The sequence below is a fragment of the Streptomyces sp. NPDC048718 genome, from assembly GCF_043198875.1.
In the GTDB taxonomy this organism is placed as follows: Bacteria; Actinomycetota; Actinomycetes; order Streptomycetales; family Streptomycetaceae; genus Streptomyces.
On sequence record NZ_JBICVG010000016.1, the window covers coordinates 40,440 to 64,842 of the forward strand.

Annotated in this window: 21 protein-coding genes; 15 read left to right on the top strand and 6 right to left on the bottom strand. The window is 73.3% G+C overall.

Annotated elements, in window-relative coordinates; genetic code table 11:
- Positions 1-90: 90 nt before the first annotated feature.
- Positions 91-1,215, bottom strand: a complete 1,125-nt coding sequence (locus tag ACGFRB_RS26695) for an epoxide hydrolase family protein (RefSeq protein WP_393246827.1) — start codon at positions 1,213-1,215, stop codon at positions 91-93.
- Between the two features lie 97 nt (positions 1,216-1,312).
- On the opposite strand from ACGFRB_RS26695, the gene ACGFRB_RS26700 reads away from it, so the two are divergent.
- On the top strand, positions 1,313-1,840 hold the full coding sequence (locus tag ACGFRB_RS26700) for a MarR family winged helix-turn-helix transcriptional regulator (RefSeq protein ID WP_393246627.1): 528 nt from the start codon (positions 1,313-1,315) through the stop codon (positions 1,838-1,840).
- Here the strand turns inward: ACGFRB_RS26700 and ACGFRB_RS26705 are convergent, their stop codons facing one another.
- The 3 genes from ACGFRB_RS26705 to ACGFRB_RS26715 form a co-directional block, all read right to left on the bottom strand.
- A complete protein-coding gene (locus ACGFRB_RS26705; protein ID WP_393246629.1) occupies positions 1,841-2,581 on the bottom strand; it encodes a gamma-glutamyl-gamma-aminobutyrate hydrolase family protein in 741 nt (246 codons plus the stop codon).
- 134 nt (positions 2,582-2,715) lie between these two features.
- Complete coding sequence (gene eat, locus ACGFRB_RS26710) at positions 2,716-4,269, bottom strand: ethanolamine permease (RefSeq protein ID WP_393246631.1); 1,554 nt, start codon at positions 4,267-4,269, stop codon at positions 2,716-2,718.
- Positions 4,270-4,475: 206 nt separating this feature from the next.
- Positions 4,476-5,201 carry a FadR/GntR family transcriptional regulator gene (locus tag ACGFRB_RS26715; RefSeq protein ID WP_393246829.1) on the bottom strand — a complete coding sequence of 242 codons (726 nt, stop codon included), beginning with the start codon at positions 5,199-5,201 and terminating at the stop codon, positions 4,476-4,478.
- A gap of 153 nt (positions 5,202-5,354) precedes the next feature.
- Between ACGFRB_RS26715 and ACGFRB_RS26720 the strand changes: the two genes are divergently transcribed.
- The 4 genes from ACGFRB_RS26720 (at position 5,355) to ACGFRB_RS26735 (ending at position 9,649) form a co-directional block, all read left to right on the top strand.
- Entirely contained in the window at positions 5,355-6,797 is a 1,443-nt protein-coding gene (locus ACGFRB_RS26720) for a glutamine synthetase family protein (protein ID WP_393246633.1), read from the top strand.
- A gap of 82 nt (positions 6,798-6,879) precedes the next feature.
- The gene (locus ACGFRB_RS26725) at positions 6,880-8,283 is read left to right on the top strand and encodes an aldehyde dehydrogenase family protein (protein ID WP_393246831.1); all 1,404 of its coding nucleotides are present in this window, start codon (positions 6,880-6,882) and stop codon (positions 8,281-8,283) included.
- Entirely contained in the window at positions 8,280-9,065 is a 786-nt protein-coding gene (locus ACGFRB_RS26730; RefSeq protein WP_393246635.1) for a 3-oxoacyl-ACP reductase, read from the top strand. Before ACGFRB_RS26725 ends, ACGFRB_RS26730 begins: the two co-directional genes overlap by 4 nt.
- Before the next feature lie 122 nt (positions 9,066-9,187).
- The gene (locus ACGFRB_RS26735) at positions 9,188-9,649 is read left to right on the top strand and encodes a pyridoxamine 5'-phosphate oxidase family protein (protein ID WP_393246637.1); all 462 of its coding nucleotides are present in this window, start codon (positions 9,188-9,190) and stop codon (positions 9,647-9,649) included.
- 74 nt (positions 9,650-9,723) lie between these two features.
- On the opposite strand, the gene ACGFRB_RS26740 is transcribed toward ACGFRB_RS26735, so the two are convergent.
- Positions 9,724-10,935, bottom strand: coding sequence for an alanine racemase (locus ACGFRB_RS26740; RefSeq protein WP_393246639.1), 1,212 nt, complete (start codon positions 10,933-10,935; stop codon positions 9,724-9,726).
- A gap of 647 nt (positions 10,936-11,582) precedes the next feature.
- Between ACGFRB_RS26740 and ACGFRB_RS26745 the strand changes: the two genes are divergently transcribed.
- The 3 genes from ACGFRB_RS26745 to ACGFRB_RS26755 all read left to right on the top strand — a co-directional run bounded on the left by ACGFRB_RS26745 (position 11,583) and on the right by ACGFRB_RS26755 (position 14,891).
- Entirely contained in the window at positions 11,583-12,842 is a 1,260-nt protein-coding gene (locus tag ACGFRB_RS26745) for a hypothetical protein (protein WP_393246641.1), read from the top strand.
- The gene (gene mycP, locus ACGFRB_RS26750) at positions 12,839-14,011 is read left to right on the top strand and encodes a type VII secretion-associated serine protease mycosin (RefSeq protein WP_363008585.1); all 1,173 of its coding nucleotides are present in this window, start codon (positions 12,839-12,841) and stop codon (positions 14,009-14,011) included. The genes ACGFRB_RS26745 and mycP overlap by 4 nt, the downstream gene beginning before the upstream one ends.
- A gap of 145 nt (positions 14,012-14,156) precedes the next feature.
- On the top strand, positions 14,157-14,891 hold the full coding sequence (locus tag ACGFRB_RS26755; protein ID WP_393246643.1) for an SseB family protein: 735 nt from the start codon (positions 14,157-14,159) through the stop codon (positions 14,889-14,891).
- A gap of 569 nt (positions 14,892-15,460) precedes the next feature.
- Here ACGFRB_RS26755 and ACGFRB_RS26760 read toward each other — a convergent pair.
- Positions 15,461-15,856 carry a DUF1844 domain-containing protein gene (locus tag ACGFRB_RS26760; RefSeq protein WP_393246644.1) on the bottom strand — a complete coding sequence of 132 codons (396 nt, stop codon included), beginning with the start codon at positions 15,854-15,856 and terminating at the stop codon, positions 15,461-15,463.
- Between the two features lie 308 nt (positions 15,857-16,164).
- Here ACGFRB_RS26760 and infC point away from each other — a divergent pair, with 308 nt between their 5' ends.
- The 7 genes from infC (at position 16,165) to pheT (ending at position 24,268) form a co-directional block, all read left to right on the top strand.
- Entirely contained in the window at positions 16,165-16,896 is a 732-nt protein-coding gene (gene infC / locus ACGFRB_RS26765; RefSeq protein ID WP_393246833.1) for a translation initiation factor IF-3, read from the top strand.
- A gap of 125 nt (positions 16,897-17,021) precedes the next feature.
- Complete coding sequence (rpmI, locus tag ACGFRB_RS26770; RefSeq protein WP_030493495.1) at positions 17,022-17,216, top strand: 50S ribosomal protein L35; 195 nt, start codon at positions 17,022-17,024, stop codon at positions 17,214-17,216.
- Positions 17,217-17,320: 104 nt separating this feature from the next.
- Complete coding sequence (gene rplT, locus ACGFRB_RS26775) at positions 17,321-17,707, top strand: 50S ribosomal protein L20 (protein WP_361227615.1); 387 nt, start codon at positions 17,321-17,323, stop codon at positions 17,705-17,707.
- A 387-nt stretch (positions 17,708-18,094) separates the two neighbouring features.
- Positions 18,095-18,934, top strand: a complete 840-nt coding sequence (locus ACGFRB_RS26780; RefSeq protein ID WP_361227612.1) for an RNA methyltransferase — start codon at positions 18,095-18,097, stop codon at positions 18,932-18,934.
- A 79-nt stretch (positions 18,935-19,013) separates the two neighbouring features.
- Positions 19,014-20,432 carry an ATP-binding protein gene (locus tag ACGFRB_RS26785; protein ID WP_393246647.1) on the top strand — a complete coding sequence of 473 codons (1,419 nt, stop codon included), beginning with the start codon at positions 19,014-19,016 and terminating at the stop codon, positions 20,430-20,432.
- A 192-nt stretch (positions 20,433-20,624) separates the two neighbouring features.
- Positions 20,625-21,752, top strand: coding sequence for a phenylalanine--tRNA ligase subunit alpha (gene pheS / locus ACGFRB_RS26790; RefSeq protein ID WP_361227608.1), 1,128 nt, complete (start codon positions 20,625-20,627; stop codon positions 21,750-21,752).
- Complete coding sequence (gene pheT, locus ACGFRB_RS26795; protein WP_393246649.1) at positions 21,752-24,268, top strand: phenylalanine--tRNA ligase subunit beta; 2,517 nt, start codon at positions 21,752-21,754, stop codon at positions 24,266-24,268. Before pheS ends, pheT begins: the two co-directional genes overlap by 1 nt.
- Positions 24,269-24,403: the final 135 nt, after the last annotated feature.

A 24,403-nucleotide genomic window follows, 5' to 3' on the forward strand; every position in this document is an offset into this window, starting at 1 on the left:
GGACCCGGTGTCGTACCCGCCGCCACGCGCGCATGGAACCGAGGCGTGCGGCCTTCCCATCAGCCCGCCCGGCCTCGCCGCACCCGCCTGTCAGGCATCTCCGGCCGGCCTGCCGTTCCCACCGCTCCCACCGTTCCCGTCGAGGGTGAGGAAGAAGTCCCGGACGTCGGTGGCGAGCAGGTCCGGCACCTCCATCGCGGCGAAGTGCCCGCCCCGCTCGAACTCGGACCAGTGCCTGATGTCGTAGAGCCGTTCGGCCAGCGGCCGGACCGACCGGGTGATGTCGTGCGGGAACACCGCCACGCCCACCGGCACCGGGCACGGCTCGCTCCGCCGCGCCGCCTCGCGGTGCAGCCGGGCCGAGGAGGCGGCGGTGGCGGTCAGCCAGTACAGCGAGACGTTGGTGAGCAGTCGGTCGTCGTCGATGGGGGCGCGGGGGTCGGTCCAGTGGGCGAAGCGTTCGGCTATCCAGGCGAGCTGGCCGACGGGCGAGTCGGTCAGCGCGTAGCCGAGGGTCTGCGGGGTGGTGGCCTGGAGCGCCTGGTACGGCGGGCGGTTCGCCATCAGTTGCCGTACCGCGTCCAGGCGGGCGTTGTCGGACGCGGACAGCGTGATTTTGGCCTCCGGGTCCGGCCGAGTCGGCAGGTAGTTGACGTGGACTCCGGCCACCCGCTCGGGTTCCGCCGCGCCGAGCGCCAGGGAGATGCCCGAGCCGAAATCGCCGCCCTGTGCGCCGTAGCGCTCGTATCCGAGACGGCGCATCAGCTCCGCCCAGGCCCGCGCCACGCGCGCGGTGTCCCAGCCGCGTTCGCGGGTCGGCCCCGAGAAGCCGTAGCCGGGGATGGAGGGGACGACCAGGTGGAAGGCGCGTGCCAGCGGCTCGATGACATCGAGGAACTCCAGGAAAGACCCCGGCCAGCCGTGGGTGAGGATCAGCGGGAGCGCGTCGGGCCGCGGGGAGCGGACATGGACGAAGTGGACGCGCTGGCCCTCGATCTCGGTGATGAAGTGCGGCAGTTCGTTGAGCTGGGCCTCGTGGGCGCGCCAGTCGTAGCCGGTGCGCCAGCGCTCGGCCAGTTCCTTCAGGCGGGCCAGCGGGAAGCCGTAGTCCCAGCCGGCGCCGTCGATCTCGTCGGGCCAGCGGGTGCGGGCGAGGCGGTCGGCCAAGTCGTCGAGACCGGCCTGGGGGATGTCGATGTGGAACGGCTGGATCACGGTCTTCACTCCGGAAAGTCGTGAGGCGCACAAACGTTAGTGGTACTAATCAAAGTAGAGTGTCGGCGCCCCTCATGCGAAGGAGATATGCGCCCCCATGAGCCCGAGCCCGAGTCCGAGTCCAAGTCCAAGCCCAAGTCCACCATCAGGCCAGCGCTCGAGCCCCAGCACGAGACCCGATCCGGCCCCCGCCCGGCTGCGCACCCTGCCCAGCCGGCTGCTGGCCCGGGCCTCGGTCGTCGCCGACCGGCTCGTCGGCGAGCGGCTGGCCGCCGAGGGCGCGCGCAAGTGGCACTTCGCCGTCCTGGTTGCGCTCGCCGAGGCGGGCCCCGCCAGCCAGGCCGGACTCAGCCGCCGTACCGGTATCTACCGCAGCGACATGGTCGCGGTCCTCAACGAACTGGCCGGCGGGCGGTACGTCGAACGCGCACCCGACCCCGCCGACCGCCGCCGCAACGTCATCACCCTCACCCCCGCGGGGCGCGACCGTCTGAGACACCTGGACGCGCTGATCGCCGAGGCCGAGAGTGAACTCCTCGGCCCTCTCGCCCCGGCCGACCAGGCGGAACTCGTGCGGCTGCTCACCGTCCTGAACGAGCACCACCGGCCGGGTGAGGTCTGCTAGCTACCGCTCGGCCGCCTTGGGACGCTCGGTCTGCCCCGCCCCCTGGGCCCGCTCGCCCATGTACGTGCGGGCGGCCTCCACCAGGCCCCGCACCACCCGGGTGTCCTCGCTCATCTCCGGATGCCCCTGCACGGCCAGGACCCAGGCGGGGGAGGGCAGTTCGGCGGCTTCGACCGTGCCGTCCGGGGCGTACGCGGAGACGACCAGGTTCTTGCCGAGGATATCGGCGCACTGGTGGTGGTACGTGGGCATCGACGTGGTCTCGGGGACGAGGGAGGCGTACCGCGTGCCGGGCACCGGGACCACCGGGTGGCTGCCCATGACGCCGAGGCCCCCGGTGTGCCCGTCCATGTGCTGGACCAGGGTGCCGCCGAGGGCCACGTTGAGCAGTTGCAGACCGCGGCAGATGCCCAGCAGCGGGGTGCCGGCGGTGAGGGCCGCCTCGATCAGGGCCAGTTCCCAGGAGTCCCGTTCCGGCGCGGGCGGGCCGGTACGGGGGTCGAGCGCGGCCCCGTACCGCACCGGCTCGACATCCGCGCCGCCCGAGATCACCAGCCCGTCCAGCCGGGCCACCATCTCGGCCGCCGCGCCCGGCTCGTCCGGCGGCAGCATCACGGCGAGGCCGCCGCACGCCCGGATGTGCCGCGCGTAGCCGGTCGGCAGCAGCTCGGCCGGGAGATCCCACACCCCCCAGCGGGCCTGCTCCAGATAGGTCGTCACGCCGATGAGCGGCTTGGGCACGGATCCTCCCGCGTGGTGGGGGTGGGGGTGGGGGTGGGGGTGCGTCGGGTTCGGTGGTTCCCGGCCGGGTGGCCGGGAACCGTGGTCGGAGGGGCGTGGGTTGGAGGCCGGGGCCACGGGCCTGCGACCGGCGGTCAGCGACCCCGTCCGTGATCCCGTCCGTGGCCCGGTCGGCGGTCCAGCTCCGCCTCCGCCGCCGCGAGCGCCGCGAACTCCTCCTCGGGAGCCCTCGCGACGAGACGATGGCGACTGTAGAACGCGAAGTAGGCCAGAGCGATCACGTACACGCCGAGCGCGATGAACGCCGCGTCCCGGTCCACCAGGAACGTCGCCACCAGCGCCGACAGCGCCAGCGCGAAGGCCACCCACGAGGTCAGCACCCCGCCCGGCGTCCGGTACGGCCGCGCGAGCCCCGGCTCGCGGCGGCGCAGCACGATGTGGGACAGCGCCATCAGGGCGTACGAGATGGTCGCGCCGAACACCGCGATGTTCAGCATCCGCGCCCCGTTCCCGGTCGCCTCGGCCAGCGCGAATCCGAGCGCGCCGGGGATCAGCAGGCCGAGGTACGGCGCCTTGCGGCGGCTGGTGAGCGAGAGGAAGCGCGGCAGATAGCCCGCCCGGGACAGCGCGAAGAGCTGGCGCGAGCCCGCGTAGATCAGCGAGAAGAAGGAGGCGACCAGGCCCGCGAGGCCCGCGTAGTTGACGAAGCGGCCGAGCGTGGTCGGCCCGCCGTCGCCCTGGAGCGCGACCACCAGCGGATTGCCCGCTTCCTGTACGGCCGCCGCGCCGCGCGCCCCGGTCGCCGCGAGGAAGGTCAGTAAGGCGAGCAGGACGAGGACGCCCATCGCGAGCGCGAGCGCGCGGGGCATCGCGCGGACCGGGTCCTTGGCCTCCTCCGCGGCCAGCGGTACGCCCTCCACACCCAGGAAGAACCACATGCCGAAGGGGAACGCGGCCCAGATGCCGAGGAAACCGAACGGCAGCCAGGAGCTCGCTCCCGCGGCCGTGTGGTCGACGGGGATGTCGGTCAGCCCGGCCGCGTCGAAATCGCCGAACGCGCCGATCGCGAAGACGAGCAGCGCCGTCACCGCGATGGCCGTGACGGCCAGGCTGAAGCGCAGAGCCTCGCCCACGCCCCACAGATGGATGCCGAGGAAGAGCACGAAGCAGGCGAGGTGGACGGGCAGGCTCGACGTCAGGCCGAACAGCTGGAGGGACTCGACGTAGTCGCCGATGAACAGCACGATGGCGGCGGGCGCGAGTACGTACTCGATGAGGATCGCCGTGCCGGTCAGGAAGCCGCCCCAGGTGCCGAGCGCGCGCCGGGCGAAGCCGTAACCGCCGCCCGCGGTGGGCAGGATGGCGGACAGTTCGGCGAGCGAGAAGACCAGACACGCGTACATCGCGCCCATCAGGACCATCGCCACGGCGAGACCGCCGAAGCCGCCCTTGGACAGTCCGATGTTCCAGCCCGAGTAGTCGCCGGAGACGACGTACGCGACCCCGAGCCCGGTCAGCAGCAGCGTGCCGGCGCTGCCGCGGCGCAGAGTGCGGCGCTTCAGATAGTCGTCGGCGGAGGGAGACCCGGCACGGGACCCGGCAGTGGCACCGGCCCCGGAACCCGCCCCGGATCCGGCGTCCCGGCCGGGTGAGGTGCCCGAACCTTTCGAAGTTTCTTCCACGGTCATGGCGGCACTCGGCTCCCGACGCTCGCGGTGAAAGGCAGTGCTGGACGGTGCTGGGCGGCGCTTGGCGGTGCTGGGCGTACGTGGCGGCGCACGGCCACGTACGACGGCGCCGCGATTCCAATGGAACGCTGCCATACCTTTGTGGTCGCGGGAGCCGAGCGCAAGCCCCCGTGCGTCGATTCGCCCCCGTGCGCCGATTCGACCGCTCAGCTCAGGAAGCCGCGCAGCAGCGCCGCCGTCCCGTCGCAGTGTTCCCGCATCACCGCGCGCGCCCCGTCCGCGTCCCCCGCCAGGACCGCCTCCACCACCGCCGTGTGCTGACGCTGGGAGTGCTCCAGGTTGCGGACCAGGAGCGGGATGCAGTCCAGGAGTTCGTTCACGGTCGCCCGTACCGCCGCGTACCGTGCCGTCAGCGACGGCGAGCCGGCCAGTTCGGCCAGCGTCAGATGCAGCAGTGTGTCCTGGCGCCGGTAGTCGTCGAGCGGCGCGTCGTGCGTCGCCGCGAGCGCCGCCCGCAGCCGCCGCGCGCCCTCCTCCGCGAGGCCCCGCCCGGCGCACAGTTCCGCCGCGCCCACCTCCAGGACCTCCCGGAAGCGCAGCGTGTCCTCGATGTCGACGGCGGCGATCCGGCGCCGCAGCTCCGCCTCGTCGGCGCTCTGGGTACGCGGGAGGACGAACGTTCCGCCGTACCGTCCCCGCCGGCTCTCCACCAGCCCCTGCTCCTGAAGGACCTTCAGGACCTCGCGCAGGGTGACCCGGCTGATCCCCATCCGGTCGGCGAGCTCGCGTTCGGCCGGCAGCCGGCCGCCGCCCGGCACCAGACCGAGCCGTACGACCTGGAGTATCTGCTCCAGGGCCTCCTCGAAGCCGTTGCCCGCGCGCACCGGGCGCAGCACCCGGGTCAGCGCGCCGGCCGTGCTCGCCGTATCCATCGCGCCTGCCGCACCCGCTGTATCCACCGTGCCCGCCGCGTCCCTCGCGTCCGCCGTGTCACTCGTTCTGGCCACCTCGCCGTTTTTCCTTCCCAAGCAATGGTCCCGCCCCATACCTTATGGCTCCCGGCACGCCGAACGAGGAGTCGTCCCGTGGCAGACCGAACACCCCCGCTCACCGTCGACACGCTGCGCGAGCTGGCCGGACGCGGGGAGATCGACACCGTCGTGCTGGCCTTCCCGGACATGCAGGGACGGCTCCAGGGCAAACGGTTCGCCGCCCCCTTCTTCCTCGACGAGGTCCTCGACCACGGCACCGAGGGCTGCGCCTATCTTCTGGCCGTCGACGCCGAGATGAACACCGTCGACGGCTACGAGATGTCCTCCTGGGACCGCGGTTACGGCGACTTCGCTCTGCTCCCCGACCTCGCCACCCTGCGCCGGATCCCCTGGCACGAGGCCACCGCCCTGGTGACCGCCGATCTCGTCTGGGCCGACGGCAGCCCCGTCGCCGCCGCGCCCCGGCAGATCCTGCGCCGCCAGCTCGACCGGCTCGCCGCCCGCGGCTGCACCGCCCAGGTCGGCACCGAGCTGGAGTTCATCGTCTTCAACGACAGCTACGAGCAGGCCTGGGACACCGGCTACCGCGATCTGACCCCGGTGAACCGCTACAACGTCGACTACTCCGTCCTCGGCACCGGCCGGGTCGAACCCCTGCTGCGCCGTATCCGCAACGAGATGGCGGGCGCCGGGCTCACCGTCGAGTCGGCCAAGGGCGAGTGCAACCCGGGCCAGCACGAGATCACCTTCCGGTACGACGAGGCCATGGTCACCTGCGACCAGCACACCGTCTACAAGACCGGGGCCAAGGAGATCGCAGCCCAGGAGGGCCGCTCGCTCACCTTCATGGCCAAGTACAACGAGCGCGAGGGCAACTCCTGCCACATCCATCTCTCGCTCCGGCCCACCGACGAGGCCGCAGCGGCCGCCGGGACCGCCGGGACCGCCGGGACCGCTGGGGCCGCCGGGACAGCTGGGACCGGCGAGCCGCGGCGCAATCTCATGGCGGGCGGCGGGCCCGACGGGATGTCCGTGCTCATGCGGCACTTCCTCGCCGGACAGCTGGCCGCGCTGCGCGACTTCTCCCTCCTCTACGCGCCGCACATCAACTCGTACAAGCGCTTCCAGCCCGGTTCCTTCGCCCCCACCGCCGTCGCCTGGGGCCACGACAACCGCACCTGCGCCCTGCGGGTCGTGGGCCACGGCAACTCCCTGCGCTTCGAGAACCGGTTGCCGGGCGGCGACGTGAATCCGTATCTCGCCGTCGCGGGCATCGTCGCGGCCGGGCTGTACGGGATCGAGCAGGGCCTCGAACTCCCGCCGCCGTGCACCGGGAACGCGTACACCGCCGCGTACCAACACGTCCCCACCACCCTGCGCGAGGCCGCCGAGCTCTGGGAGAACAGCGAGATCGCCAAGGCCGCCTTCGGCGCCGAGGTCGTCGCCCACTACCGCAACATGGCGCGCGTCGAGCTCGACGCGTACGACGCCACCGTCACCGACTGGGAACTGCGCCGCTCCTTCGAACGCATGTGAGGACCGCACCTTGGACCCCCTGAGCCCCACAGACCCCACAAACCCCTCGCGCCCCCGGAGCATCGCCGGGATCACCGACCGCATCACCGGCCGCACCACTGACCGCTCCACCGACCGCACCCTCCTCCGCGTCCTCAACCCGGCCACCGAGGAACTCGTCGCCACCGTCCCCGCCGCCACCCCGGCCGACGTCGACGCCGCCGTCCGCCGCGCCACCGCCGCCCAGCAAGCCTGGGCCGGGGCCGCGCCCGCCGACCGCGCCCGGATCCTGCGCCGCTTCGCCACCGTCGTCGACACGCACATCGAGGAACTCGCGCTCCTGGAGGTACGCGAGGCCGGCCACACCCTCGGCAACGCCCGCTGGGAAGCCGGCAATGTCCGCGACCTGCTCGACTACGCCGCCGGGGGAGTGGAGCGCCTGACCGGCCGCCAGATCCCGGTGCCCGGCGGCCTCGACCTCACGATCCTCGAACCCCTCGGCGTGGTCGGCGTCATCGCCCCGTGGAACTTCCCGCTGCCCATCGCCGCCTGGGCCACCGCCCCCGCCCTCGCCGCCGGCAACGCCGTCGTACTGAAACCGGCCGAGGCCACCCCGCTCACCGCCCTGCGCCTCGCAGAACTCGCCCTGGAGGCCGGACTCCCCGAGCATCTCTTCCAGGTGCTGCCCGGCGAGGGTCCGGTCACCGGTGCCGCGCTCGTCGATCACCCCGGCATCGCCAAGATCGTCTTCACCGGCTCCACCCGCACCGGCAAACGGATCATGGCCAAGGCCGCCGACCAGGTGAAGCGGATCACCCTCGAACTCGGCGGCAAGAGCCCCACCCTCGTCTTCGCCGACGCGGACCTCCCGGCCGCGGCGGCCGCGACCCCCATGTCCTTCCTCGACAACAGCGGCCAGGACTGCTGCGCCCGCACCCGGATCCTCGTTCAGCAAGAGGTGTACGACCGCTTCCTCGACCTGCTCGCCCCGGCCGTCGAGGGGATCGTCGTCGGCGACCCGCTCGACCCGCGCACCGACATGGGCCCTCTCATCTCCCGCGCCCAGCTCGACAAGGTCCGCTCCTACGTTCCCGAGGACGCCCCGGCGCTGCGCGGCAAGGCCCCCGACGGCCCCGGCTTCTGGTACCCGCCGACCCTTCTCACCGATGTTCCCGAGGACGCGCCCTGCGCCGTCGAGGAGATCTTCGGGCCCGTCGCCGTCGTCCTGCCGTTCACCGACGAGGCCGACGCGATCCGGCTCGCCAACGCCACCCCGTACGGCCTGGCCGGCTCGATCTGGACCCGCGATCTCGGCCGCGCCCTGCGGACCTCGCGCGCCGTCCGGGCCGGCAATCTCTCCGTCAACTCCCACGCCAGCGTCCGCTACTGGACCCCGTTCGGCGGCTACGGACAGTCCGGCCTCGGCCGCGAACTCGGCCCCGACGCCCTGACCGCCTTCACCGAGACCAAGAACGTCTTCATCAGCACGGAGGGCAGCCCCGCATGACCACCGAAGAGATCGTCTGCCGCCGTCTCGTCGGCCGCACCGCCGTCGTCACCGGCGCCGGCAGCGGCATCGGCCTCGCCACCGCGCGCCGGCTCGCTGCCGAAGGGGCCCATGTCGTCTGCGGCGACATCGACGAACGCACCGGCAAGGCCGCGGCCGAGGAGACCGGCGGCACCTTCGTACGCGTCGACGTCACCGACCCGGAGGAGGTCGAGACGCTGTTCCGTACGGCCTTCGAGACCTACGGCTCCGTCGACGTCGCCTTCAACAACGCGGGCATCTCGCCGCCCGACGACGACTCCATCCTCGACACCGGCCTGGAGGCGTGGAAACGCGTCCAGGACGTCAATCTGACCTCGGTCTATCTGTGCTGCAAGGCGGCCCTGCCCTATATGCGCCGCCAGGGCCGCGGCTCGATCATCAACACCGCCTCCTTCGTCGCCCGTATGGGCGCCGCGACCAGCCAGATCTCCTACACCGCCTCCAAGGGCGGCGTCCTCGCGATGTCCCGGGAACTCGGCGTCCAGTTCGCCCGCGAGGGCATCCGTGTCAACGCGCTCTGCCCCGGGCCGGTCGACACGCCGCTCCTGAGGGAACTGTTCGCCAAGGACCCCGAGCGAGCCGCCCGCCGCCTGGTGCACATCCCGCTCGGCCGCTTCGCGCGGGCCGAGGAGATCGCCGCCGCGGTCGCCTTCCTGGCCAGCGACGACTCCTCGTTCGTCAACGCCACCGACTTCCTGGTCGACGGCGGCATCGCGGGCGCGTACGTGACCCCGCTGTAGAACCGACCTCGGCCGACCGGTTCGGGGCCGGTCGGCCGGTCGACGGAGAGGCTCCTCGGGCGCCGGGAGTAGGTCCGGCGCCTCATGCGCGCCTCCCGGCCGGCTGGCTACCGTCAACGCCCATGCAGACCACCGGAGACACCCGCCGCGCGACGGCGGAGCGAAGGCGCGACACGCTGGAACGGCTCGGCACCGAGCGGGACATGTGGGTGTCGACCGCCCACCCCGACCACGGGCCGCACCAAGTGCCGCTGTGGTTCGCGTGGGACGGGCGGGCGGTGTGGATGTGTACTGGTGCCGCGTCGGCGACCGTGCGCAATCTCCGTGCCGACCCGCGCGTGCGCCTGGGGCTGCCCGACACTCTCGACGTGGTGCTGCTCCAGGGGGAGGCGGAGTGCTTCCCCGGCGACGAGGTGCCCGGAGAGGCGGCGGACGCGTTCGCCGCCAAATTCGGGTGGGATCCGCGGACGGAGGAGGGTTCCTACGTGTACGCGCGCGTGGTGCCGGAAACCGTGCGCGCATGGCGCGGTACTTCGGAACTGCGCGGCAGGGTGATCATGCGCGACGGGGTGTGGCTGGGCTAGGCACCGTCCTGGCATATGCCCGATACACGCCTTCTCGCCGCGCTCTCGGGGGTGCCGTGCGGGCGCCGGAGGAATCAGAGGAAGGTGCGGCCCTCGCCCCGGTACGTCGGCACGGCGGCCGTGACCCGGTCGCCCGACACCAGGTGCAGTGTGTCGAACCGCTCGCACAGCTCGCCGGCCTTCGCGTGCCGGAACCAGACCTTGTCGCCGATCCGCAGATCGTCGGCCGGCGAGCCGAGCAGCGGTGTCTGCACCTCTCCAGGGCCTTCCCGCGGGTCGTAGCGCAGCCCCTCGGGGAGGTACGGCACGGGCAGCCGGTCCGGGCCCGCCGCGCCCGAGGCCGGATAGCCGCCGCCGAGGACCGTCACCACCCCCACGCCCGGGCGGCGCACCACCGGCTGGGCGAACAGCGCCGCCGGACGGCCCGTGAAGGACGAGTAGTGGTCGAACAGCCGCGGCACGAACAGCCCCGAGCCCGCCGCGACCTCCGTCACCGCGGCCTCGGCCGCCGTGTGCTGCACACTGCCCGTACCGCCGCCGTTGACGAACTCCAGGTCCGGCGCCACCGCCCGCACGGCCGAGACCGCCGCCGCCCGGCGCACCGCCAGTTCCCCGCGCGCCGCCGTCTGCATCAGCCGTACGGCCCGTGACCGCAGCGGCCGGCCCGCGACCGCGTCCGCCACTCCGGCCACATGCCCCTCGTACGCCATCAGCCCCACCAGCCGGAACCCGGGACGACGTATCACCGCCCGGGCCAGCCCGGCCAGCCGATCCGGCTCCCACAGCGGTGAACGGCGCGCCCCGACCCGTATCCGGCCGCCGAACAGCCGCAGCGAGGTGTCCAGTTCCAGACAGATCCGGATCTCCTGGGTCCCGCCCGCCCGCGCGGACGCGATCAGATCGAGCTGCGCCGGGTCGTCGACCATCACGGTCACCGCCCCGGCGAGCTTCGGGTCGTCCGCCAGTTCGGCGAACGCGGCCCGGTCGGCCGACGGATAGGCGAGGAGTACGTCCTCGAACCCGGCCCGGGCCAGCCACAGCGACTCGGCGAGCGTGAAGGACATGACGCCCGCGAACCCCGGCCGCGCCAGCACCCGTTCCAGGAGCGCCCGGCAGCGCACCGACTTGCTCGCGACCCGGAGCGGCTTGCCCCCGGCGCGCCGGACCAGATCGGCGGCGTTCGCGTCGAAGGCGTCCAGATCGACGAGCGCGAGGGGTGCGTCGAGGTGCGCGGTGGCCCGGTCGTACCGGGCCCGGTCGGCACCGCGGGAAGTCCGGGGAGTCATGGGCCGAGCCTGCCAGAGCGGTTGACGCGGGGGTAGCCCCTGAGTTCCCGTACCAGGGGGAACAGCCCGTAGAGTGGCGGCCATTGCTTTCGCGGAGCGGCCGGGGACCGGGTTGGACCGGAACGGCCGGTTCGACCGGATCGGGCTGGTCCGGGGGATCGACCAGGGGGACAGGGACGGGGATGAGCAGCGAGCCGCAGCACCCCGTGTCCCGGATCAGTGAGGCGGTGCTGCCACCCGAACCGGCGCCCGCGCCGTCCGCGCCGCCCACGTCGGCGGCACCGGACACGTCCACCTCGCCCGTCACACCCGCCCCTCCCGCCGCGCCGTCCGGGCCCGCACGGTCGCCGGGCGGTTCCGGTGGTACGGAATCCCGCGCGGCGGCCCCGGCCGGGCGCCCCGCGACCCGGACCGGCGAGGCCCCTCGGCCCGCCGCCCCGACGGCACCACCCGCCCCGGCCGCATCGACCACCCCGCCGGCCACAGCCGCAGCCCCAGCCCCAGTCGCACCACCGGCGACGGTCACCTCGGCCACCTCATCGGCCCCAGCCACCCCGTCGGTCTCGACTGCCCCACCGGCCACACCCCGGCGGCCCGCGCCACCGGCTCCCGCCGGCTTTGCCCGCGCAGTCACCCCCGCCGCCCCCGTGCCGGTGCCCGCCCCGGCCCCGTCCTCACGCTCCACCGGCCGGCCGCTGCCGCCCGAGCAGCCCCCGACCACGCAGCCGGCCACCGACTCCGAGCAGCCCGACGCCAGGCAACCCGCGGCCGAGCGGCCCGACACCGAGCGGCTCGACACCAAGGGACCCGACTCCAAGCGGCCCGCCGCCGAGCAAGCCGCTGTCACCAAGCAAGCCGCTGTCACCGAGCGGCCCCCCGCCCCCGAGCGGCCCACGGAGACCACCACCCGTCTCCGTCCGATACGCGACCCGCGCGCCGCCGCCGCGACCCCGCGCCGTACCCCCGCGCCGCCGTCGCCGTCCCCGGCCGACCCCGCGCGCCCGCCCGCCCGCCCGGTCCCCGCCCCCCGGCCCGGCACCGCGCCCGCCCCCGGGTCCCCGTACGACACCTGGGCCCTCGCTGCCCAAGGCCAGAGCCAGGGCCACGGCCAGGACAGCCAGGGCCCGATCCCCGCCGAGACCACCACCCGCCTCCGCCCCCTCCCGGGCCGCCGCCCCGGCCGGGTCGTGGCCGCCGCGACCTGTGCCGTCCTCGCCGCCGGACTCGTCGGCGGCGCGGTGACCGGCGCGCTGCTCGCCGACCGTGGCGCGGACGAACGCGCCGAGCCGCCCGGCTTCACCCCCGCCCGCGCGCTCTGGCACAACGCCCCCGTCGACACGCTCTTCCCGCGTACCCTCGCGGGCCCCGCCGCCGGCCCCGGCGGCGCGCCGCGCACCTGGACCCGGATCGTCGTCGCCCCCGACAGCCCCTGCTCCGCCGCCACCCTGCCGCCGAAGCTGTACGCGGCCCTGAAGGCCGTCGGCTGCGACCGCGTCCTGCGCGCCACGTACACCGACGCGACCTCCTCCCAGGTCACCACCGTCGCCCTCGCCTTCACCGGGGCCGACCCGGCCGCCACCCGCGAGCTCGCCTCGCACGCCCCCGACGAACTCCCGCCCGCCCTGGCCGGCCCCGGCACGGTCGCCGAACACTTCGGCGCCCCGCAACGGGCCAGCTGGTGGCGGCACGTACTGGCCGACCTGCCCGTGGTCGTCACCACGGTCTCCGGCTTCGCCGACGGCCGCACCGTGGCCGTGCCCGAACCCGCCACCCGCGCGATGACCCCGAAGCGCACCAGCGCCGTCGCCCAGGCCGGACTCGGCCACGAGGCCAAGGGGGTCGGCGACGCCGTGGAACAGGCGCTGCGCCGTACCGTCGCCGCCACCGCCGAGGAGGACCAGCGGTGACCCCGCGCCCGCGCCGTACCGCCGCAGCCCTACTCGCCGCCGCCTTCGCGGTCCTGCCGGCCGCCGCCGCGCCCGCCGCGTACGCCGACACCATCCGGGCCCGCCAGTGGGGCCTCGAAGCGCTGCACACGAGCACGGTCTGGCAGACCACCCGAGGGGCGGGCGTCACCGTCGCCGTCCTCGACACCGGCGTCGACGCCACCCACCCCGACCTCGAAGGCTCCGTCCTGCCCGGCACCGACCTCATCGGCTTCGGCGCCTCCCGGGGCGACCGGGCCTGGGCCCGGCACGGCACCGCGATGGCGGGCATCATCGCCGGGCACGGCCACGGGATCGGCGGCGAGGACGGTGTTCTCGGCGTCGCCCCCAAGGCCAGGATCCTGCCCGTGCGGGTCATCCTCGAAGGCTCCGACAAACAGCGCGACAAGGCCCGCAAAAGCCGTGGCACCGCCCTCGCCGAGGGCATCCGCTGGGCCACCGACCACGGCGCCGACGTCATCAACCTCTCCCTCGGCGACGACTCCGAGTCCGCCCACCCCGACGCCGGCGAGGACTCCGCCGTCCAGTACGCGCTCGACAAGGGCGTCTCCGTCGTCGCCTCCGCCGGCAACGGCGGCGAGAAGGGCGACCACATCTCCTTCCCCGCCGCCTACCCGGGCGTGATCGCCGTCGCCGCCGTCGACCGCTACGGCACCCACGCCGCGTTCTCCACCAGCCGCTGGTACGCCACCGTCAGCGCGCCCGGCGTCGACATCGTCATCGCCGACCCGGACCGCCGTTACTACGAGGGCTGGGGCACCAGCGCCGCCGCCGCGTTCGCCTCCGGCGCCGTCGCGCTCATCCGCTCGGCCCACCCCGACCTGACGCCCGCGCAGATCAAACGGCTCCTCGTCGACACCACGCGCGACCGCCCCGACGGCGGCCGCAGCGACGACAAGGGATACGGGATGATCGACCCCGCCGCCGCGATGGCGGCGGCCGGCGGTCTCAAGGGCGCCGACACCAAGGCCGCCGCGACCGGCTACACGGGCCGCTACTTCGGCGCCGGCCCCGAGCCCGAGGCCGGCGCCCCCCGCCCGGTCGGCCTGCTGGCCCCCCTGGTCGGCGGTATCGGCGTGCTCTTCCTCGCGGCGGCCGCGGCGCTGTGGCGCGGGAGCCGTACGCGCTGAGCCGGGGGCGGGGCGAGCCCCCGTCGTCGTACGCGCCAAGGCGCCCCGACCGCGCCAAGACAGCCCGTCGCGGCCCGACCCGTACCGGCCCCGGGCCGATCGGCCCAGGTCCACCAGCCGGATCCCGGCCGGTTAGGCTCGGAGCGTGGAGCTCAAGAACATCCCTGACCCCGGTTACTCCGACGACGACGGCTCCGCCGACCCGCGGCTCGCCGCGGCTCTCGCGGCCTGGGCGGAGGACCGGACCGCGCACGGCCCCGTCCTCGCCGCCCTCCAAGGCGCCCGGCTGCTCGTCCCCGTCGTCGCGGTGCTCGGCGAGATCGAGATCGACCCCGAGACGGGACTGAAGAAGGAGAAGACGAGCGACATGGCGGTGCCGACGCTCACCGCCGGCGACCGGCGCGCGCTGCCCGCCTTCACCTCGATGGAATCGCTGCACCGGTGGGACCCGGGCGCCCGGCCCGTCGCCGTCCCGCTGCACCAGGCGCTCGCCGCCCTCGTCCACGAGAAGGCCGACACGCTCGTCCTGGACATGTCGGGCCCGGTGGCCTACCAGGTGACCGGTTCGGCCCTGCTCGCCCTCGCCGAGGGCCGCACCAGTGTCGACCCGCTGGACGATCCGGCGGTACGCGAAGCGGTACGGACCGTCGTCGCCGCCGAGCCCGCCGTACTCCGCGCCCACCTGGGCCCCGGCAGCGCCGACGGCACTCTCGCCCTGGTCCTCGCCGGGGACGCCGCTCCGGCCGAGGCCGCCCAGCGGGTGGCCCGCGCCCTGGCCGCCGACGAAACACTGAGGGCCCGCCTGGTGCGCGGCCTCGACCTGGCACTGCTGCCGGCCTCGGCGACGCCTCCGGGCGAGCCCTTCTACGTCAGAGACTGATGAGTGGACACGGGGTGCGGGTGACGAGCCCGTGCCCCGTATCCGGGGAGATCGGTGGAGACCACCGACCGGGACTTCCGGCCGTACACCGGCCGCGGAAATCCTGGCCGTACACCGGCCCCGTGCCCGCGGTCCTCCGGGGGGCGACCCCCGTAACCCCCGCGTCCGGGGCCGTCGCCGTACGACTGCCGAACTCCTAGCCGTACACCGGCCCCCGTGCCTGCGGTCCTCCGGGGGGCGACCCCCGTAACCCCCGCGTCCGGGGCCGTCGCCGTACGACTGCCGAACTCCTAGCCGTACACCGGCCCCGTGCCTGCGGTCCTCCGGGGGGCGACCCCCGTAACCCCCGCGTCCGGGGCCGTCGCCGTACGACTGCCGAACTCCTGGCCGTACACCGGCCCCGTGCCTGCGGTCCTCCGGGGGGCGACCCCCGTAACCCCCGCGTCCGGGGCCGTCGCCGTACGACTGCCGAACTCCTGGCCGTACACCGGCCCCGTGCCTGCGGTCCTCCGGGGGGCGACCCCCGTAACCCCCGCGTCCGGGGCCGTCGCCGTACGACTGCCGAACTCCTAGCCGTACACCGGCCCCGTGTACTTCTCGCCCGGGCCCTGGCCCGCGTCGTCCGGGACGAACGAGGCCTCGCGGAAGGCCAGCTGAAGCGACTTCAGGCCATCGCGCAGCGGCGCCGCGTGGAAGGAGGAGATCTCCGTCACGCCGGCGTCGAGCAGACCGGCGAGCGCGTGGATCAGCTTGCGGGCCTCGTCGAGGTCCTTGTACTCGTCGCCCTCTTCCGTGAGACCGAGCTTCACGGCGGCGGCGCTCATCAGATTGACGGCGACCGTCACGATCACCTCGACCGCCGGCACCTCGGCGATGTCACGCGTCATCGCGGAGAAGTCGGGCGTGTCCGAAGGGTTCGAAGGGCTGGCGGCGTCGGTCGACTCGTGCTGGGGCGTCTCGCTCATGGCCCACAGCCTAAGCCGCCGCGTGGTTCGCGCCGACCAAAGGGGGCTGCTAAGGTGGTGACACATAAAGACCGGCTGGACATCTGTGTGCCCAGCCCACAAGTGGAGGCTCCGATCTCCCACCTGGCCGCCCTCACGGGCGGCGGGTCACCGGTCTGATGGCGGCCATCGTTCCGTACGGACGATGGGGCCATCCGATGACGCGCCCCGCGGTTGACCGCGGCGCTCCGGTTTTTGGAGCCCCGCCTGTGTCCCGTCCGGGGCATTTTTCATGCATCGGCTCGGTTGGTCTCGACAGTTTTCTCAACGTGTCCGTCCGCCAGGCGGTCGCGTGGTGCAACCGAGGAGGATCCATCAGCGCCGAGCCCCGCATCAACGAGCGGATTCGCGTTCCCGAGGTGCGTCTTGTCGGCCCCAGCGGCGAGCAGGTTGGCATTGTGCCGCTTGCGAAGGCCCTGGAGCTCGCACAGGAGTACGACCTCGATCTTGTCGAGGTCGCGGCAACCGCCCGTCCGCCCGTGTGCAAGCTCATGGACTACGGGAAGTTCAAGTACGAGTCGGCCATGAAGGCCCGTGAGGCGCGCAAGAACCAGGCGCACACGGTCATCAAGGAGATGAAGCTCCGGCCGAAGATCGACCCGCACGACTATGACACCAAGAAGGGTCACGTCGTCCGGTTCCTCAAGCAGGGTGACAAGGTCAAGATCACGATCATGTTCCGTGGTCGTGAGCAGTCCCGGCCGGAGCTCGGCTACCGACTGCTGCAGCGCCTTGCCGAGGACGTGCAGGACCTTGGCTTCGTGGAGTCCAACCCGAAGCAGGACGGCCGGAACATGATCATGGTTCTGGGCCCGCACAAGAAGAAGACCGAGGCCATGGCCGAGGCCCGCGAGGCGCAGGCCGCCCGCAAGGCCGAGCGCCAGGGCGGTGCGCTCGCCGCGGCCCAGGACGACGCGGTTCAGGACGAGGCAGTCCAGGACGAGGCGGTCCAGGACGACGAGGCTTCGGCCGACACGTCGGCCGAGAACCCCGAGGCGTGATCCCACGGGCCGCCGGAAGGCGGCCCCAGGGTTCCGCCCCGGAACCACCAACCAAAGAATTGACGCTCCCGGCATTACCGGTGTCCGCACCGGGGGAGCGCCACTGACGAGGAGAGAACGGCGCCATGCCGAAGAACAAGACGCACTCCGGTGCCAAGAAGCGCTTCAAGGTCACCGGCTCCGGCAAGATCATGCGGGAGCGCGCCGGCAAGCGCCACCTGCTCGAGCACAAGTCGTCCAAGCTGACGCGTCGCCTCACCGGCAACGCCGAGATGGCCCCGGGTGACTCCGCCAAGATCAAGAAGATGCTGGGCATCTGATCTGATCTCCCGCCCTCGGCGACGAGGGCATCCGGTCGAGACCGGGACCCATTCGTTTTTCGGGTCGTGTGAGTACCCCACGGCCCCGCTACAAGGAGTATGAAGTGGCACGCGTCAAGCGGGCAGTCAACGCCCACAAGAAGCGCCGGGCGATCCTCGAGCAGGCTTCCGGCTACCGCGGTCAGCGTTCGCGCCTCTACCGCAAGGCCAAGGAGCAGGTCACCCACTCGCTGGTCTACAACTACAACGACCGCAAGAAGCGCAAGGGCGACTTCCGTCAGCTGTGGATCCAGCGCATCAACGCCGCTGCCCGCCAGAACGGCATGACCTACAACCGCCTCATCCAGGGTCTGAAGGCCGCCAACATCGAGGTGGACCGCAAGATCCTGGCCGAGCTCGCGGTCAACGACACCAACGCGTTCGCCGCGCTGGTCGAGGTTGCGCAGAAGGCCCTCCCGGCCGACGTCAACGCCCCGAAGGTCGCCGCCTGATCTTCCAGGCCGCAGTACTTCTGCCCGGACCCGCAGGCCACTCGCCTGCGGGTCCGGCGCGTTGACCGCCCCTCGCACCGCCCCGGAGCGTCCGGTCACCCCGTTCCGACCCGTCACCCCGTTCCGCCCCGTTCGCCCCGCCCCGTCGCGCGGCGCCCTGGAACGGCCCCCTGGAGCCGCGGCCGCCCCGTCGGCCCGCCCGGCTGCGCCGACCGCCCCGGTCGCCCACCCTGGAAGGGCGACCACCGCACCGGCACCGGCCCGCTCCAGCGCGCCGACCGCCCGGTCACCCAGCCCCGGCGACCCGCCCCGTCCCGGTCGTCCCGTCCCGGCGCGCCCCGCCCCGCCCCACCGCCGCCGTCACTTGAGTCAGAGAGCCGCAGGCACATGGCCACCCCCGAGCTGATCTCCCCGCGTTCGCCGCGCGTCATCGCCGCCCGGCGGCTCGCCAAGCGCAACTTCCGGGGCAAGGACCGCCTCTTCCTCGCCGAGGGCCCGCAGGCCGTCCGCGAGGCCGTCGAGCACCGAGGCACCGCCGACCGGCCCACCCTCGTCGAACTCTTCACGACGGTCGAGGCCGCCGAGCGCTACACCGCCATCGTCGACGCCGCCCGCGCCGCCGGCGCCCGCGTCCACTACGCCTCCGACGCGGTCCTCGCCGAGGTCTCGCAGACGGTCACCCCGCAGGGCCTGGTCGGCGTCTGCCACTTCCTCGACTCGCCGTTCGAGGAGATCCTCGCCGCCCGTCCCAAGCTCGTCGCCGTGCTCGCCCACGTCCGCGACCCCGGGAACGCCGGTACGGTGCTGCGCTGCGCCGACGCCGCCGGAGCCGACGCCGTCGTCCTCACCGACGCCTCCGTGGACCTGTACAACCCCAAGTCCGTCCGGGCCTCCGTCGGCTCGCTCTTCCATCTCCCGGTCGCGGTCGGCGTCCCCGTCGAGCAGGCCGTGGCGGGCCTCAAGAGCGTCGGCGTACGGATCCTCGCGGCCGACGGCGCAGGTCAGGACGATCTCGACGACGAGCTGGACGCCGGCACCATGGGCGGCCCCACCGCCTGGGTCTTCGGCAACGAGGCCTGGGGCCTGCCCGAGGAGACCCGGGCGCTCGCCGACGCCGTCGTCCGCGTCCCGATCCACGGCAAGGCCGAGAGCCTCAACCTCGCGACCGCCGCCGCCGTGTGCCTGTACGCCTCCGCGCGCGCCCAGCGCCCCCGAACCACCGCCTGATCCCTCCACGGACGCCCCGAGGCTAGTAGGGTGACCACCTCGGGGCCCACTGCGCTACACGGAGGGGTGGGATAAGGGGATGACAGTCGGTACGGGCAGTCCCGCACAGGCACGGAGTACCGCGCCATACGGGGCGGAACCGCCACCCGTACCCGAGCCGCGCGGCGCGCCGGTTCCCCACGGGACCGAGGCCGCCCCCCGCTCCGGCCCGGGTCCAGGATCCAGCCCGGATCCACGGCCCGCGCCGGGATCCGGTTCCGGTCCGGGTACGGGGCCGAGCCCAGGTTCGGGTCCAGACCCAAGGCCAAGCTCAAGTTCAAGCTCACGCCCAGGGTCCTGTTCCTGTCCTCCCGGTCCACATCAGGGTCGAGGCCCGTGCCCAGGCCCGGATACGGGGGAGAATCCGGCACCCGGAATCACCCTGGCCCCCACCCCCGCCCCGGACCTCGGCATCGACCCGGACGATCTGCCGGACGGCCTGGTCGTCGCCGACGAGACCGGCCGCGTCATCTGCTTCAACGCCGCCGCCAGCCGTATCACCGCCGTACCCGGCGCCCAGGCCCTCGGCCGCCCGCTCGATCAGGCCCTGCCGCTCGAAGACCTCAAGGGTCACCGCTGGTGGGCGCTCACCGACCCGTACGGCGGCCTCGCCACCCGCCGCGGCCAGCCCGAACGCAATCTGCTGCTTCCCGGCGGCCGCGAGGTCCTGGTCTCCGCCCGTTATCTGCGCACCCGCCCCACCGGCCCCGTCCACCGGGTCGTCGTCTCGCTGCGCGGCACCGAGGCCCGCCGCCGTACGGAACGCAGCAACGCCGAGCTGATCGCCACGGTCGCCCACGAACTGCGTTCGCCGCTCACCTCCGTCAAGGGCTTCACCGCCACCCTCCTCGCCAAGTGGGAGCGGTTCACCGACGACCAGAAGCGGCTGATGCTGGAGACCGTCGACGCCGACGCGGGACGCATCAAGCGGCTCATCGCCGAACTCCTCGACATCTCGCGGATCGACTCCGGCCGGCTGGAGGTGCGCCGCCAGCGCGTCGACATCGCCGCCGCCGTCGGCCGGCACGTCCACGCCCACACCACCGGCGGCCAGGCCCCCGACCGTTTCTTCGTACGGATCCGGTCCGGCCTGCCCGATCTGTGGGCCGACCCCGACAAGATCGACCAGATCCTCGGCAATCTGCTCGAAAACGCGGTGCGGCACGGCGGCGGAACCGTCACCATCGACGTGGCACCCACCACGGCCACCACCGACGGAGAGAAGGGGACGGAGGTCATCGTGAGCGACGAGGGACCCGGTATCCCCGAGGAGTCGATGGGCCGCGTCTTCACCCGTTTCTGGCGGGGCAGCAAGCGCGGCGGCACCGGGCTCGGCCTCTATATCGTCAAGGGCGTCGTCGAAGCCCACGGCGGCACCATCACCGTCGGACGAGGCCCCCGCGGCGGGGCCGAGTTCCGATTTATCCTGCCCGTCGGCACCCCGGCCCACCTCGTCTGATCCCGCTGCCGCAGCCGCGGCGGGACCACCGTCTCCGTCCCACCGGCCGAGACGGACCCGAGGCCAAGAGCCGTACGGGCCGCCCACGGGCTCATTCGCGTCCCCGCGCCCCGTTAGACTCGTCCTTTGGCACGTTTGCGCCCTTGACATCGAGCGGGACCGCCCAGCCAGCCAACCGAAACACGGGAAGAAATGTCGGCACCCAATAAGTCGTACGACCCGGTCGAGGTCGAAGCCTTGAAACCGGAAGAGATCGAGCGCATGCGGGACGAGGCGATCGCCGCCTTCGCCGCCGCGGGCGACCTCGACGCGCTCGCGCAGGCGAAGACCGCGCACACCGGCGGCACCTCGCCGCTGGCGCTCGCCAACCGCGAGATCGGCGCGCTGCCGCCGCAGGCCAAGGCCGCGGCCGGCAAGCTCGTGGGCCAGGCCCGCGGCGCCGTCTCCAAGGCTCTGGCCGCCCGCCAGAGCGAGCTGGAGGCCGAGCGCGACGCCCGCGTCCTCGTCGAGGAGGCCGTCGACGTCACGCTGCCGTACGACCGCGTCCCGGCCGGCGCCCGGCACCCGCTGACCACCCTCATGGAGCGCGTCGCCGACGTGTTCGTCTCCATGGGCTACGAGGTCGCCGAGGGTCCCGAGGTCGAGGCCGAGTGGTTCAACTTCGACGCCCTGAACTTCGTGCCGGACCACCCGGCGCGGCAGATGCAGGACACCTTCTTCGTCCAGGGACCCAAGGGGACCACCGGCGACGAGTCCGGTGTCGTGCTCCGCACGCACACCTCGCCGGTCCAGGCCCGCACCCTCATCGACCGGGAGCCCCCGGTCTACGTGGTGTGCCCCGGCCGCGTCTACCGCACCGACGAGCTGGACGCCACGCACACCCCGGTCTTCCACCAGATCGAGCTGCTGGCTGTCGACGAGGGCCTGACCATGGCCGACCTCAAGGGCACCCTGGACCACATGGTCCAGGCGCTCTTCGGCCCGGACATGAAGACCCGGCTCCGCCCGAACTTCTTCCCCTTCACCGAGCCGTCCGCCGAGATGGACATGCTCTGCTACGTGTGCCGGGGCGAGTCCGTCGGCAACCCCGACCGCCCCTGCCGCACCTGCGGCAGCGAGGGCTGGATCGAGCTGGGCGGCTGCGGCATGGTCAACCCGAAGGTGCTCGTCGCCTGCGGTGTCGACCCCGAGAAGTACAGCGGATTCGCGTTCGGTTTCGGTATCGAGCGCATGCTCATGTTCCGCCACAACGTCGAAGACATGCGAGACATGGTCGAGGGTGACATCCGGTTCACCCGGCCTTTCGGGATGGAGATCTGATGCGGGTCCCGCTTTCCTGGCTGCGGGAGTACGTCGACCTGCCGGCGACGGAGACCGGCCGAGATGTACAGGCCAAGCTCGTCGAGGCGGGCCTCGAGGTCGAGACCGTCGAGAAGCTCGGCGCCGGCCTGACCGGCCCGCTGGTGGTCGGCAAGGTCCTCTCCATCGAGGAACTGACCGACTTCAAGAAGCCCATCCGGTTCTGCCTGGTCGACGTCGGCCAGGCCAACGGCACCGGCGAGCCGCAGGAGATCATCTGCGGCGCCCGGAACTTCGCCGAGGGCGACAAGGTCGTCGTGGCACTGCCCGGCGCCGTGCTGCCCGGCGACTTCCGGATCGCCGAGCGCAAGACGTACGGCCGGATGTCGCGCGGCATGATCTGCTCGGGCGACGAGCTCGGCATGGGCGACGACGGCTCGCACGGCATCATCGTGCTGCCGCCGGAGCACGAGATCGGCACCGACGCGACGGTCCTCCTGGAGCTGTTCGACGAGGTCCTCGACATCGCCGTCACCCCGGACCGCGGCTACTGCCTGTCGATGCGCGGCGTCGCCCGCGAGACCGCCATCGCGTACGGCCTGCCGCTGCGCGACCCGGCGCTGCTCGACGTGCCCGCCCCGAACGCGTACGGCTACCCGGTCCAGGTCACCGACCCGGCCGGCTGCGACCGCTTCACCGCCCGCACCGTCGTCGGCCTGGACCCCGAGTCCCGCTCGCCGATCTGGCTCAAGCGCCGCCTCCAGAAGGCGGGCATGCGCCCGATCTCGCTCGCCGTCGACATCACGAACTACGTGATGCTGGAGCTCGGCCAGCCGCTGCACGCCTACGACCGCACCAGGCTCGACGGCCCCCTCGGGGTCCGCCGCGCCGAGGCCGGCGAGAAGATCACCACCCTCGACGGCACCGTCCGCGTCCTGGACCCGGCGGACCTCGTCATCACCGACAACCGCGGCCCCATCGGCCTCGCGGGCGTCATGGGCGGCGCCGACACGGAGATCGCCGACCACGCCGACCTCGCCGGTGCCACCACCGAGGTCGTCATCGAGGCCGCGCACTTCGACCCGATCGCGATCGCGCGCACGGCCCGCCGCCACAAGCTGTCCTCCGAGGCGTCCAAGCGCTTCGAGCGCGGTGTCGACCCGAAGGCCGCCGCCGCGGCGGCGCAGCGCTGCGCCGACCTGCTGGTGCTGCTCGCGGGCGGTACGGCCGAGGCCGGCGTCACCGAGGTCGTCGCGCCGTCCGCGCCGCGCACGATCACGATGCCGGCGAACCACCCGGACAAGGTCGCCGGTGTCGCCTACGGCCGCGAGACCGTCGTCCGCCGCCTCCAGGAGGTCGGCTGCGACGTCTACGGCCAGGACGAGCTGATCGTCACCGTGCCGTCGTGGCGTCCCGACCTCGCCGCGCCGAACGACCTCGCCGAAGAGGTCATCCGCCTGGAGGGTTACGAGAACCTGCCCTCCACGCTGCCGAAGCCCCCGGCCGGCCGCGGCCTGACCGAGCGCCAGCGCGTCCACCGCCGGGTGGGCCGCGCCCTGGCCGGCGCCGGCTACGTCGAGGCGCTGAACTACCCGTTCATCGGCGCGCAGGTCTTCGACCAGCTCGGCCTCGACGCGGACGACGCCCGCCGCCGGGTCGTCACCCTCGTCAACCCGCTGTCCGACGAGGAACCCGCGCTCCGTACGACGCTGCTGCCGGGCCTGCTCGGCGCGCTGCGCCGCAACGACGGCCGGGGCAGCCACGACCTGGCGCTGTTCGAGACCGGTCTGGTCTTCCGGCCGACCGAGGGCCAGCCGGGCGTCGCCGTCCGCCTGCCCGTCGACGGCCGTCCGAGCGACGAGGACATCGCCCGCGTCAACGCCGTGCTGCCCGCGCAGCCGCGCCGTGTGGCCGTCGTCCTCGCGGGCTCCCGCGAGCAGGCCGGCTGGTGGGGCAAGGGCCGCCCGGCCGACTGGGCCGACGCCGTCCAGGCCGCGCGCCTGGTGGCCGCCGAGTCCGGCGCCCAGCTGCTGATCGACGCCGCCCAGTACGCCCCGTGGCACCCGGGCCGGTGCGCCGCGTTCCACGTCATGGTCGACGGGGTCAAGACCCTCGCCGGTCACGGCGGCGAGCTGCACCCGCGCGTGGTCAAGGCCCTCGGCCTGCCCGCCCGCACCTGCGCCATGGAGCTGGACCTGGACGTCCTGGAGAGCGCGAACGAGGGTGCCGTGAAGGCCCCGAGTATCTCCGCCTTCCCGGTCGCCACCCAGGATGTCGCCCTGGTCGTCGACCAGGACGTCCCGGCCGCGATGGTGGAGTACTACCTGGCCGGCGGCGCGGGTGAACTCCTGGAGTCCATCCGCCTGTTCGACGTCTACACCGGCGACCAGGTCGGCGCCGGCAAGAAGTCGCTGGCGTACGCGCTCCGCTTCCGCGCGGCCGACCGCACCCTGACGGTCGAGGAGGCGACGGCGGCGCGTGACGCCGCGGTCGCCATGGCGGCCGAGCACACCGGCGCGGTCCTGCGCGGCGCGTAACCGCCCGCGGGAACGACGAGGGGCCGCGGGCCCGGGGTGGGCCCCGGGCCCCGGCCCGTTTCCGGGGGGGCGGGGGGGGCGGGGGGCCCGGGCCCGGGGGTGTTGGCGGGGGGGGCGGGGCCGCGGCCCCCCGCC